The sequence below is a fragment of the uncultured Prevotella sp. genome, from assembly GCF_946407605.1.
Classification (GTDB): domain Bacteria; phylum Bacteroidota; class Bacteroidia; order Bacteroidales; family Bacteroidaceae; genus Prevotella.
The window spans coordinates 1-13,045 of sequence record NZ_CAMJOS010000019.1; the positions used below are offsets into that span (position 1 = coordinate 1).

Below are 13,045 nucleotides of genomic sequence, written 5' to 3' on the forward strand. Positions count from 1 at the left end.
ATGCACGCCTTGCTTTATCGTAACTGGAAGACCAGAGTGAAGGGGCGCGACTGGTATGACTTCCAATGGTATGTTGCCAATCGCGTGCCGTTGAACTTTGAGCATCTGCAGAAGCGCATCCGTGAGTTCAATGATGAGGACATCACAAAGGAGCGTTTTATGGAGATGCTGCACGAGAAGTTGTCAACGACCAATATGGAAGCTGTGAAGCAGGATGTCAGAGGTTTCATCTTCAACCAGCGTGATATTGAAATCTGGTCGAACGACTACTTCCTGAAGTTGGCCGACATGATGGTGTTTAAGGATTGAAAAGATAATAGTGGTACTTTACGGTCGTTCCGAAGTCATCTTGCGGTGGTTCCAATGGCATCTACGACCCTTTCCGATGATACTTTAGGGGGGTAAAGTATCATCGGAACATCCGCAAAGCGCCGTCGGAACAGGTGGAAGGAACGTCAGGAACGACCCTAAAGTGACATACCTTCGAAATAGCGACATACTGGAAATTTATCATACCTGATCCTTTCCACAATACCTTATATCAAAAAACATCCTCATCTCTCCCGTCATCTTCGGAATCACCTTTGTACAAAGGGGTTTCGACACGGGAGTGATTATTTTCATCCCTCCCATATCTCTCCCATATCACTCCCGTCACCCTCATGTAGGCTTCGTGATAAGGCATGATGTAAGTGTGTCCACTGAGACTTCAATATGCTTATACTCGGAGAGTCGAAGGGAGAGATGAAGGGAGAGATGAAGGGAGGGATGAAGGGAGGGATGGAAATGGTGAAATCCCTTTATTTAAAGGGCTCAGCGTCTCTAGACGGGAGGGATGAGCAGGATTTCTTTAATCGCTCGGCTCCGCCGCTTCGCTCTGCGAAGAACCCTTGGTTGTCTGTGAATAAGGCACACTTATTTCTTGATAATGCTACCTTATTCGTGCCAATTATTCCCATACTGGGAACTATTTATTCCCACCTTGGGAACAAAATACTCCCATACTGGGAATAATCACAAAGGAAGACCTTTTGAACCTCCGCCTCGCCAACAACGAGTCGCCTGTGGTAAAGACCATCATTTACCGCTGGGTAAAAGAAAGTCTCGTCGTCAAGATGGGTGCCAACCTCTGGCAGAAGGTTGAGTAACTAAAAAGCCTCCCGAATCTGGGAGGCTCTTTTTTTGTGATAGTACATAGTGTCAATTATCAATACAATAACCCAAACATCCATAATGGAATGCGGTTTCGATGACCAACCTCAGTATTGTCTACAGCAAGATAACTATCAGCTATATCCTTTATTTGGTCAAAGTTCTTCCCTTTTCCACCAACTTCGAACAGATACTTCTTGTCAACAAGGAAATCACCAGCTTTTGGGTAACGCACATCATGGCCTTGTGATAACTGGTTACAGAAGAATGTCTCACGAAGGGTGCCAGTATCAACTTTTGGTGTAAGCGCATACATCATAGTAGGATTATTGATGTATATTTTATCTGGGCGAGACAAGTTATCTGGACTTTTCGCATTGTCACTCAACAACAGAAGCAGGCCTCCACGCTGAAGCGCATAAAGCATCTTTAATCCTTGGTTGCGATCTGTTTCTAATTCGTTGTAGAGTTCATTCATCTTGGGCAACTGTGGTACCCTCTCCGCTAGAATCATCAGCAGTTTCTTTGTTTTACGAATTGTTGACATCGTAATGTCCTCGACATTAGGATAGTCCACCTCTATCACCTGATTGACAACATTCTGTAGCCTTTGGTAATAACCATGATGAACGGTCTTATAGAAAGGATAATAGCCCACTTCGAGATATTTCTTGAAATGCTCCAATATCTTTGTCTTGCCACACACCTCCATAGCAATGCCAACATGATCTGCAAGCAGCTGTTCAAGTGAAACTGAAGGAATCTGCAATATGCCTTCGTACCCCAAGAACTCACGTAGTGACAGACCCCGCATTTCATACATCGTCAGACGACGTGATAAATCGCCTTCGCTGCTCTCCAACTGAAGCATTGATGAGCCGGTATAAGCTACATAAAGTCCAGGATAGTCATCGCAGATATTTTTTAGTAGCGTTTGCCAGTGTTTGTAATAGTGAATCTCGTCAATAAAGAGATGGGTTCCACCATGCGTATAGTGATAGTCCACCACATCGATAATATCGTGAGAACTGAACCATAGATTGTCAAGCGACACGTATAGCACCTTGTCCAACTCTTTTCCCTTGAAAGTCTCCTTGATGTGTTGCAATAACAGAGTTGACTTACCACATCCCTTCGGACCTTTAATACCAATCAGCGAGTCATTCCAATCTATATGGCTGTATAGATAACGGAAAAAAGACATTGGCGTAGAAGTCAACCTGCGCTGGAAAATCTTAATAAGATAACTGATTTGTTCCTCCATACTTAATTAAAATATAGTTCTCGGCTGCAAAGATAATAAAATGTTTCCAAACATCAAAATATTATCCAATAAAATGTTTGCAAACACTTAAAATACATGATTTCAGCTTTCTCTCGTTCCTTGTTTTAATATATCTTTCTTTATTGGTTTTAATTTTAAGTTAATATAGTTATGTAGCGGAAAAATACAAAAACCTCAAAATTCATTTGGCCGAAAACCACAAAATTCTCAAAATCTTGCCCTGTTTATCTTCGCTTAAACCAGCTGAAGCCACTTGATGAGGAAGCATAGATATGGCCATCAGAGGTAGTAGCGATTAACTCGTTCCCCATATCTTGGATATCAACGCCGCGTGTTCATAAAAGCTGTCTTGAAAAGCCGTATTCCGCTGTACAAATTCGTAATTTCAATATTAGACTCTTTCCCCTGCTCGATGAAAGTATCTATTTACGGGTTTTGCTTCTTATAATCATCGTAACATTTAAAACAAAGCTCTCCATACTTTTGCATTTTGTCATATGCATTGGGAAGTGCTTTGTTGGGGAATGTATGAGCAATGACGGCGTGTATAGAAGTCATTGCTTTTCCCTTGTTATATGTAATCTTAATGGGAGTACAACATGCTTTTCTATCATTCTGAAAAAACGGCCATTCCTCTTTGTCGCCAAAAACAATACTTCCTGTATATCCCGTATCATCACTATACATCCTAAACAATGTGTCGAAAAAGTCAGAACAGAAAATCACATAATTGCGCTCTTTTGAGAATATCTCATCGAACAGGGTTTCAACGTACGGAAACAGAAAATGCATTTTTTCTTTTTCAACCTTTTTAAACTCGCGCGAAGCATAGGGAATTAATTCAAGTTGCAATTTTTTCATCAAAACTGTTTGCTTGGTTTCCCGAAGTAAGATGATAATTCGTTGGGAGTACCAAACAAATCCACAGACAACCGTTTAGCCGCGCTTATCTTGCAGTTTTTAATTGCTCAATAAATCTAAGGAGACCACTGTTATACAGATCTTCTAAATCTTTTTTAATTCGATCGTCTAATTCAAATGTTTGTCCCATAATCAGATTGTTTTAGATTTAATACGTTGCAAAGATAAAAAATAAAATTGAAAGTCGTATCATTTTGCACTATTTTTTACAATGACGACAAAAATGCTCTACCTGTCGTAAAGATCGACGCCAACCTCTTCTACTTTTCCATATCCGAAGCATGTATCCTTGAAGTCATTGACATCTTTTTCTTGTATGCCTCGACCACCATCGAGATGTTGGCTGATAATGCTGGCTATGCGATAGGCAATCAGTAGGCTTCGGCTATCGAAGTTGATGATATCGCACGAAGGCCGAACAACAAACGTATTGCAAACGATATTCTCTTTCCTCAGACGATAGCCCAGATTGTTTTCGGTCAGGGGGAATCGCTGAGAGTGCAAATCTGACTTCAAAGCATAGTCTTTCTGTAGCATTTCGTCCAATTGACGAAGCAACTCCTGATAGGCCGTTTGTTGACGTACCGTAGAGTCACTACCATCTTTTTGGGCATCTGCGAAATGGAAATCTACGGTGTTCATCGAGCTCTTGATATGAGCGGTGAATAGAATCACCCATGAGTCTTCGCCTGTAGCCATTTCCCTCAAGTCTTTGAGGAATGCCTCACGGTTGACATCTTTCTGGTCGAGAATTTCGATGGTTTTCTTGTCTTTTTTCTTGTCATACTCGGAGCGTGGACGCTTCTCGTAGAGCGACTCATCAGACATATTATAGAACGAATCCTGTTCGTCAGGATCCACCTCAATGTCCTTGCTGACATAATTGAAGCCACCGAATTTGGCTAGATAGTAACAAAACCATCCCGTTCCGTTCTCTGCAAAACTGCTGGTAGAAACGATGGTAACCTTTGACTTGCGATCAATAGCATAGCCATAGGAGCGGTTCTTGGGGAAATGTTCGACAACGAAGCTGTCTTGAGGATGTTCCTCACCACTGATAGCCTCAGCCAAATTCTTCAGTCGGAACTCAGGATACTTCTGACAGATTTCGAAGATATCCTTCATCTCGATACCTTGCCGAATCTGGATCCTCGAAAGGGGTATCCTTTGAGGCACGAAATTCAACTTCGCTAATTTCTCACCTCCACCGTCAGGCAGCTTATCCAGATACCCTCTCAGCGTCTTATCCACTGTACGACGGAAAGATTTACGCATACGGACTCTATATTCGTCCAATTTCTTCTCGCGCTTTTCCTCATCCATCGCATCCGTTAGTCCGGAACCAATGAGACCGGCAGGTACGGCAAAGATGGCCACGCCCATGATACCCACAAGTGTAGCGATAAATTTGCCTATCGGAGATATCAAGGGTTCGTCGACGACTTTTCCTGGGTCACCAAGATACTTTTCGTATGGCCAGATAAATGCATCCCAGAAGCTAAATTCGGGATCTACGCGGCTTTCTGCCAGATATAGGATTACCGTTAGCACACAGGTTATTGCTATCAGGAAAATACCAGACACGAAGATTTGACGTCGCGTGTTCATAAACGCTGTCTTAAAAAGACGTAATCCGCTGTACATCGTTAGGTTTTTATTCGTTATACAATTGAGGTAACGTTGCAAAGATAAAAAAATAAAATGAAAGTCGTATCATTTTGCACTATTTTTTTACAACAACGACAAAAATATCCTGCATATCGTGAAGATTGGCGCCAACCTCTGGCAAAAGGTTGAGTCAAAATATTTGAAATCATCAAACAGAAATGAAAAAATAATTGTATCTTTGCACCATGAACTATAATTATTATAAACTTTCTTTATCATTGTTTGCTCTCTTTGCATCAATGATTGTGTATGGAGGCGAATACTCAGTACAAGACTCTATACAACAGAAAGAGCGTATAGAGACTCCTCTTCCCAAAAGGCATTCTTCGGAACAGATACTATATCGCAAAGGCTATACCGTATCCTACAATAAAGATTATAAAATTCCCAATTGGGTGGCTTGGCATTTGACAGCAGAACACGCTACAGGTTCCATTCCTCGTCCAGGTAATGCTTGGCATGAGGATGAAGAAGTGCCTGAACCTCGTGCGACTCTTATTGACTATCGTGGCAGAGGATGGAGCCGAGGCCATATGTGTCCTGCTGGTGATAACAAGTGGGATAATGATGCCATGTATGAATCATTTCTATTTACTAACTGTTGTCCGCAGAATGCTAATCTGAATAGTGGCGACTGGAACCAAATAGAGATGGCATGCAGGCGATGGGCAGAAAAGTATGGAGATATCTATATAGTCTGTGGCCCCATATTATATAACAAGGTGCACGAAACGATTGGCCCTAACAAGGTGGTAGTTCCAGAAGCGTTCTTTAAGGTTGTGGTTTGTCTAAATGGCACTCCCAAAGGGATTGGTTTTATCCGAAAGAATACAGATCCCGCCAAACGCAACGACCTTTACGTCAATACCATTAGTGAGGTTGAACGCATTACAGGAATAACGTTCTTTCCACTCCTCCCCAAAGATATTTCCAAATCTGTCAAATCTAAGGCTGATTTGAAAGATTGGGAATAGTATCTTTATCATCTTTAGTGCTTCATCACCAAACAAACAGCCCGCCGAGCTATTAGCAGTTCGACGGGCTGTGATATTTGAAAAACTAAATTTCGATTACTTGGCGTAAGCCACAGACCTGGTCTCACGAATCACGGTGATCTTCACCTGACCGGGATAGGTCATCTCGTTCTGGATCTTGGTGGCAATCTCGCCGCTCAGTGCCTCGGTCTCGGCATCGTCCATCTTGTCGGCGCCTACGATGACACGGAGCTCACGACCAGCCTGGATGGCGTAGGTCTTGGTGACGCCAGGATAGCTCATAGCGATGGCCTCGAGGTCGTTGAGACGCTTGATGTAGGCCTCTACGATCTCACGACGGGCACCAGGACGGGCACCAGAGATGGCATCGCACACCTGAACGATGGGAGCCAGCAGGGTCTGCATCTCCATCTCGTCGTGGTGGGCACCAATGGCATTGCAGATATCGGGCTTCTCCTTGTATTTCTCGGCAATCTTGGCGCCATAGAGTGCGTGAGGCATCTCGTTCTCCTCATCGGGCACCTTACCAATATCGTGGAGCAGTCCGGCACGCTTGGCCTTCTTGGGGTTCAAGCCCAGCTCTGAGGCCATCACAGCACAGAGGTTGGCAGTCTCGCGTGCATGCTGCAGCAGGTTCTGACCATAGCTGGAACGATACTTCATCTTACCAATGATACGCACCAACTCAGGATGCAAGCCGTGGATACCCAGGTCGATAGCAGTGCGCTTACCAGTCTCAATAATCTCGTTGTCGAGCTGCTTCTTCACCTTGGCCACCACTTCCTCGATACGGGCGGGGTGGATACGGCCATCGCTGACCAACTGGTGCAGGGCCAGACGGCAGACCTCACGACGCACAGGGTCGAAGCCACTGATGACGATTGCCTCGGGGGTATCGTCGACCACAATCTCAACACCGCAGGCAGCCTCCAGAGCACGGATGTTTCGGCCTTCACGTCCAATAACGCGACCTTTCACATCATCATTGTCGATATGGAACACCGACACGCTGTTCTCGATGGCAGTCTCAGTAGCCACACGCTGGATGGTCTGAATCACTATCTTCTTGGCCTGGGCATTGGCATTGAGCTTAGCCTCGTCCATAATCTCATTGACATAAGCGGCAGCATCGGTGCGAGCCTCGTCCTTCATGGCTTCCACCAGTCGGGCTTTAGCTTCCTCAGCGCTCAGTCCAGAGAGTTCCTCCAGTTTCTCGCGCTCCTTCTGCTGCATCTTACCCAGTTCCTCCTGTTTCAGGGCCAGTGCCTTCTTCTCGTTGTCGATACGCTGCTGCTGATTATCCAAATCATTCTTGCGGCGGCCCAACTCTTCCTGACGCTGGTTCAGCGATATCTCACGCTGCTTCAGGCGGTTCTCACCCTGCTGGATATGCTGGTTGCGCTGCTGCACTTCCTTTTCGAGTTCGCTCTTCTTGTTGAGGAACTTCTCCTTGACCTCCAACAGTTTCTTTTCCTTGATAACCTCGGCCTCCTTGGTAGCAGCATCGACGATGTCATTGTATCTTCCCTTGATAACCTTCAGGAAGATGAAATATCCGCATGCCACACCTATAAGAAGCGCAGCAACGGCTATCAGAATTACATAAATAGTATCCATAAATAAATATATAGGTTGTTAATATTCTCTGTTCACTCTTCTTACTTCAAGGCGTCCTCGATCTCGGAAGTCAACTTTGAGAGAATATTATCATAAGGAGTGGTGTCGTTCTTGGCCATCTCTTTCTCATAGCGCAAAGCTATCTCGATGAGGGTCATCAACGCAATGGTATGGTCGCTCTTGCGGGCCTTGTAGACCTGCGAATAAGCGCCATAACGCTCGGTGATGAGTTTGGCCGCTGCACGGTAATACTCCTCATCCTCACGGTTATGGAGCACCATGGGGATTTCTTCGTCGTAGACGTGCAACGTTATATTGAGTTTCTCCTTACTGTTCTCTGCCATTGCTTCCTGTTACTTATCGTCCTTGAGGACATCAATGCATTTATTTACATCGCGAATCAACTTGGCCACACGCTCCTTGGCTCCTTCCAGGTCGCCATCGGTGATTTCCATCATTCGGGCCATCTTCAACGACTGATAGTCACGCTCCTTCTGAGTCAGCTTCTCCTCCAGTTTCTTGATGCGCTTCTCGTTCTCTTCGACCTTCGCACAGAGGCCTGCATTCTCCTTTTTCAATTCCTGAAAGCGGAGAATCAATTGACGAACGCGCGTCTGAAATGTGGTTAAAACTTTCTCTTCTTGAGCCATGTCTCGTGATTTATTCCACAAAAGTAGTCAAAAAACATTAAATTTCCTACCTTTGTGCCACATATTTAATATTTATTAATCATTTAGCATCGGTTTGCGGCTGCTTTTCCTTCTTTGCCAGCATCACAACACGATAAACGAAGTCTGTGGTCCACTTCTCTGAGAAGCCCAAGCGCTTGTTGTATTCACGAACGGCAACCACCGTCTTCAGCACACCGGCATCCTTGTAGTCGTTCTTGTTGAAGATATCGTGAACGGTCTTCTCGGTGGCAGTTCGGATAGCACTCTTAAAGAAACTGGGAAGACGAAGCTTGAACTTCATTAGGTTGCCGGAAAGCATCATCACATCCTGCACAAAAGCCTGGAACTGAAGCAGATATGTCTGCACATCCTGAATCTTACGACAGCGACGACGGATGCTCTGATCAATCTCTTTGAAGAAGTCGTCGTCCATCTCATAGAGCTCCTTCAACATTTTCTTACAACGGGCCTTCTCACCAATGCCCAGTTTGCCACCTTGGGTAGGAACACGCAGGGTAGTTTTAAACACACGCAGGTCGGGCAGTGCATTCAGATTGGTGATACCCAGATCTGCAGCCATCACTGCCTGAAAATAGACGCGAATCAGGGTCATGAAATCTTCCATGCCCCCAACTTTCTTTTCTGTATCAGCCGCTTTACGACCGAAGATTTTTGAAAAAATTCCCATAGTTTTGTCTTAATTCGACTGCAAAGGTACGCTTTTTTATCGACATTCGAATAATTTTCATGGGAAAAAGACTCTTTTGACAAAAAAAATTAGTACCTTTGCACCGAAAATATAACGTTATATCGATATTCATGAAAGGAATTGTATTGGCTGGGGGCAGCGGTACGCGCCTCTACCCTATTACAAAAGGAGTCAGCAAACAGCTGATACCCATATTCGACAAGCCGATGATTTATTATCCTATCTCGGCTCTGATGCTGGCGGGTATTAGGGATATTCTCATCATCTCGACACCCTACGACCTGCCTGCCTTCCAAAGACTGCTGGGCGACGGCAGCGACTGGGGAGTGCACTTCGAATATGCTGAGCAGCCATCGCCCGATGGTCTGGCCCAGGCTTTTATCATTGGAGAGAAATTCATTGGCGATGACTGTGCCTGCCTGGTACTGGGCGACAACATCTTCTATGGTTCTGGATTCACAGGACTACTGCGAGAGAGTGTTGAGAATGCTGAGAAGAATGGCAAGGCCACCGTATTCGGCTATTATGTCAACGACCCTGAGCGCTATGGCGTGGCAGAGTTTGACAAAGACGGCAACTGCCTGAGCATTGAGGAGAAACCCGAGAAGCCCAAGTCGAACTATGCTGTGGTGGGACTCTACTTCTATCCTAACAGCGTGGTGAACATTGCCAAGAATATCAAGCCCAGCGCACGAGGAGAACTGGAGATTACAACAGTGAACCAGGAATATCTGGCACAGAAGAAGCTGAAGGTGCAGACCCTGCAGCGCGGCTTTGCATGGCTGGACACAGGCACCCACGACTCACTGGCAGAAGCCAGCACCTTTATTGAGGTGATTGAAAAACGTCAGGGACTGAAGGTGGCCTGTCTGGAAGAAATTGCCTACAAACGCGGCTGGATAAACAAAGAACAACTGCTTGAGCTGGCCAAGCCCATGCTGAAGAACGGCTATGGACAATATCTGGCCCAGTTGGCAGAAGGAATCTAAGTCTAAGAATAAGTTACACATTATTTAATATAATAAAGATGGAAGAAATAAAGAAAATTGACCCTGCTGTAGAACCGGAGTTCAAAGAGGAAGAATTTTCGTTTGACTTTAGAACCATTTTCACACTCTTGGTTTTAAACTGGCAGTGGTTCCTGCTTTCTATGATTATCTGCGTCCTGTCGGCCGCACTTTACCTGCGTTGGGCTTCACCCGTCTACCAGATGTCGGCTAAGATGCTGATTAAAGACGAAGTCAACAACCGACGCAGCAGTGGACAGATGCTGGCCAACATGCAAGATCTGGGATTCATTACGAACTCTACAGGTATTGACAACGAGGTAGAGATTCTGCAGTCACGCATCCTGGCTCTTGAAGTGGTGAAAGACCTGAAGCTCTACACCGAGTACCGCACCGAAGGACGCATCAAGAAGACACTGGTCTATAAGGTTCAGCCTGTCACCGTAGATATGACTGAAGAAGACTTGGAAGAGCTGCCCAAAACCGGACTCACCATGAGACTGATTATCGAGGGCAACAACTACCAGGTGATTGGCAAGGACAACGAGTTTGAAGGTTCGTTTACTACCCTACCCGCCACTGTTGAGACACCTTATGGTACGCTGACCTTCACTAAGAATCTGGCAGCAGAGTTGAATGTCCGTCGTCCCAAAATGACGGGAGACAATGAAGATGAAGAACAGGAGGACAGCAAGAGGCAGTCGTTCGTCATCACCATCAACCCGCCTATGGCAGTAGCTTCGGCCTATGCCAAGGCCCTGTCGGTGAAACCAACATCAAAGATGACCTCTATTGCCGAGCTGACCATCAACGACCTGGATCCTGACCGCGGCTACGACTATCTGAAGCATCTGGCTGTGTGCTATAACCGTCAGGCTAATGCCGACAAGAACGAGATTGCCTATAAGACCGAGGAATTCATCAACTCTCGTCTGGCGAAGATTAACAATGAATTGGGTACCACCGAAAAAGGTCTGGAGGCCTATAAGCGCCGCAACAACCTGGTAGAGCTGAAGTTGGATGCCACACAGACCATGAATCAGGCCAACCTGTACTATGGTCAGCTGATTGAGGCAAGCACCCAGATTCAGATTCTCGATGACCTGCGCCAGTGGATTGGTAAACCAGAGAACAGATATCAGATTATCCCCTCAAATGTAGGTCTGAGCGATGTGGCTTCATCAGCATTGATTTCCCAGTACAACCAAACGGTGCTGGAACGTAACCGCATCATGGCATCAGCCTCGGAGCACTCTCCGCTGGTAATGACACATACTGAACAGCTCGACCAGCTGGAAGTCAGCATCCAGGAGGCTCTGCGTCAGGCTCGCCGCACGGCAGACATCCAGCGTCAGGGTATTGAGAAGCAGTATCGCGAATACCAGAGTAAAGTGGAAGCCACACCTGAACAGGAACGTATCCTGACTCAGATTGGACGTGAGCAGGAGGTGATGTCAGGACTGTATCTGATGTTGCTTCAGAAGCGTGAGGAGAACTCTATCTCGCTGGCAGCCACAGCCGACAAGGGAAAGCTGATTGACGAGCCCGCCTTTGGCGGAAAGGTCAGCCCCAAGAGTGCAATCATCATGCTGCTGGCCATCGTGTTGGGCTTCGCCCTGCCTCTGATTATTACCTATCTCCTTCAGTTCATGCGCTACAAGATTGAGGGTCACGAGGATGTGGCAAGGTTGACCAACCTGCCTATCGTTGCCGATGTGGCTGTGGCCAGCGATAATGTGAAGACCGCTGCCGGTATTGTGGTTCACGAGAACAAGAACAATCAGATTGACGAGATATTCCGCTCAATGCGTACAAATATCCAGTTTATGCTGAAGGAGGAACAGAAGGTGATACTCTTCACCTCGTCAACATCTGGTGAGGGTAAGACCTTCAACGCCGCAAACCTGTCAGTCAGTTTCGCACTGCTGGGAAAGAAAGTCATCCTGGTGGGTCTTGATATCCGTAAGCCGGCTCTGGGTCGTCTGTTCGACATCTCTGACCGTCAGATTGGTATCACCTCACTGCTGGTAAAGAACCAGGTGACCGAGAGCGACCTCGATGCACACATCAGACCGTCGGGTGTAAACAAGAACCTCGACCTGCTGCTTGCCGGTCCTACACCTCCCAACCCCGCTGAGCTGCTGGCACGTGAACAGATGGGAACCATTATCAAGATGCTGTGCGACAAATATGACTACGTGATCCTCGATACGGCACCTGTAGGTCTGGTTACCGATACCATCCAGATTGGTAAGTATGCTGATGTAACTGCATTCGTCTGCCGTGCTGACTACACGCCGAAGTCGAGCTTCGGACTGCTGAACAACCTCCACAAAGAGGAGAAGCTGCCCAACCTGTGCGTGATTATCAACGGTATCGATATGTCGAAGAAGAAGTACGGCTACTACTACGGCTACGGCAAGTATGGCAAGTACGGACGCTATGGCTATGGATACGGCTATGGACGCTATGGTCGCTACGGCTACGGTTCTTATGGTAATTACGGTAGTTACGGCAACTATGCCGAGAGCCACTATGGAAGAAAAGACGACGATTCAATTAAGAAATAAGCTATGACAATCGCTGTAGATTTTGACGGTACTATTGTTGAGCACCGTTATCCCGAGATTGGAGAGGAACTGCCGTTTGCGACAGACACTTTGAAGATGCTTATCAGAGACCACCACAGACTTATTCTGTGGTCGGTCCGCGAAGGCAAGTTACTGGATGATGCCGTGAACTGGTGTAAGGAGCGTGGCGTGGAGTTCTATGCCGTCAACCGCGACTATCCGGAGGAGACCACCGACAACAACCAGCATTTCAGCCGCAAGCTCAAGGTTGACTTGTGGATTGACGACCGCAACATCGGTGGACTGCCTGACTGGGGAACCATCTACAGAATGGTTAGCCGCCATAAGACGTGGAATGACATTATCAATGAAGAGATCAGTCATTTCCGCATGGAGTCTTACGAAGAGAGTCATCACAGAAGGAAGAAGCACTGGTGGCAGTTCTAAAAT

13 protein-coding genes are annotated in these 13,045 nt (G+C 46.2%); 6 read left to right on the forward strand and 7 right to left on the reverse strand.

Annotated elements, in window-relative coordinates; genetic code table 11:
- Positions 1-309, forward strand: a 309-nt coding sequence (locus tag Q0R57_RS09030) for a nucleotidyl transferase AbiEii/AbiGii toxin family protein (RefSeq protein ID WP_294746323.1), incomplete at its 5' end; no start/stop codon positions are given.
- Between the two features lie 405 nt (positions 310-714).
- Complete coding sequence (locus Q0R57_RS09035) at positions 715-1,014, forward strand: hypothetical protein (protein ID WP_294746327.1); 300 nt, start codon at positions 715-717, stop codon at positions 1,012-1,014.
- Between the two features lie 193 nt (positions 1,015-1,207).
- Here the strand turns inward: Q0R57_RS09035 and Q0R57_RS09040 are convergent, their stop codons facing one another.
- From Q0R57_RS09040 to Q0R57_RS09050, 3 genes are all read right to left on the reverse strand, one after another.
- Positions 1,208-2,416 carry an AAA family ATPase gene (locus tag Q0R57_RS09040; RefSeq protein WP_294746328.1) on the reverse strand — a complete coding sequence of 403 codons (1,209 nt, stop codon included), beginning with the start codon at positions 2,414-2,416 and terminating at the stop codon, positions 1,208-1,210.
- Between the two features lie 447 nt (positions 2,417-2,863).
- Positions 2,864-3,298, reverse strand: coding sequence for a hypothetical protein (locus Q0R57_RS09045; RefSeq protein WP_294746332.1), 435 nt, complete (start codon positions 3,296-3,298; stop codon positions 2,864-2,866).
- Positions 3,299-3,586: 288 nt separating this feature from the next.
- Positions 3,587-4,966, reverse strand: a complete 1,380-nt coding sequence (locus Q0R57_RS09050) for a hypothetical protein (protein WP_294746335.1) — start codon at positions 4,964-4,966, stop codon at positions 3,587-3,589.
- A gap of 245 nt (positions 4,967-5,211) precedes the next feature.
- Between Q0R57_RS09050 and Q0R57_RS09055 the strand changes: the two genes are divergently transcribed.
- Entirely contained in the window at positions 5,212-6,000 is a 789-nt protein-coding gene (locus Q0R57_RS09055) for a DNA/RNA non-specific endonuclease (protein ID WP_294746338.1), read from the forward strand.
- 96 nt (positions 6,001-6,096) lie between these two features.
- Here the strand turns inward: Q0R57_RS09055 and rny are convergent, their stop codons facing one another.
- From rny to Q0R57_RS09075, 4 genes are all read right to left on the reverse strand, one after another.
- Positions 6,097-7,638: a ribonuclease Y gene (gene rny / locus Q0R57_RS09060; protein ID WP_294746341.1), complete on the reverse strand. Its 1,542-nt coding sequence runs from the start codon at positions 7,636-7,638 to the stop codon at positions 6,097-6,099.
- Between the two features lie 41 nt (positions 7,639-7,679).
- The gene (locus Q0R57_RS09065; protein WP_294746344.1) at positions 7,680-7,982 is read right to left on the reverse strand and encodes a cell division protein ZapA; all 303 of its coding nucleotides are present in this window, start codon (positions 7,980-7,982) and stop codon (positions 7,680-7,682) included.
- Positions 7,983-7,991: 9 nt separating this feature from the next.
- Positions 7,992-8,288 (reverse strand): hypothetical protein, encoded by a 297-nt coding sequence (locus Q0R57_RS09070; RefSeq protein ID WP_294746347.1) that lies wholly within the window; start codon positions 8,286-8,288, stop codon positions 7,992-7,994.
- Between the two features lie 79 nt (positions 8,289-8,367).
- Positions 8,368-8,997, reverse strand: a complete 630-nt coding sequence (locus Q0R57_RS09075) for a hypothetical protein (RefSeq protein ID WP_294746350.1) — start codon at positions 8,995-8,997, stop codon at positions 8,368-8,370.
- 131 nt (positions 8,998-9,128) lie between these two features.
- Between Q0R57_RS09075 and rfbA the strand changes: the two genes are divergently transcribed.
- Genes rfbA through Q0R57_RS09090 form a run of 3 tightly spaced genes read left to right on the forward strand, consistent with a single transcriptional unit; the run spans position 9,129 to position 13,042 of the window.
- On the forward strand, positions 9,129-10,007 hold the full coding sequence (gene rfbA / locus Q0R57_RS09080; protein WP_294746353.1) for a glucose-1-phosphate thymidylyltransferase RfbA: 879 nt from the start codon (positions 9,129-9,131) through the stop codon (positions 10,005-10,007).
- A 38-nt stretch (positions 10,008-10,045) separates the two neighbouring features.
- On the forward strand, positions 10,046-12,595 hold the full coding sequence (locus Q0R57_RS09085; protein WP_294746356.1) for a polysaccharide biosynthesis tyrosine autokinase: 2,550 nt from the start codon (positions 10,046-10,048) through the stop codon (positions 12,593-12,595).
- A gap of 3 nt (positions 12,596-12,598) precedes the next feature.
- Positions 12,599-13,042, forward strand: a complete 444-nt coding sequence (locus tag Q0R57_RS09090) for a BT0820 family HAD-type phosphatase (protein WP_294746359.1) — start codon at positions 12,599-12,601, stop codon at positions 13,040-13,042.
- Positions 13,043-13,045 lie beyond the last annotated feature (3 nt).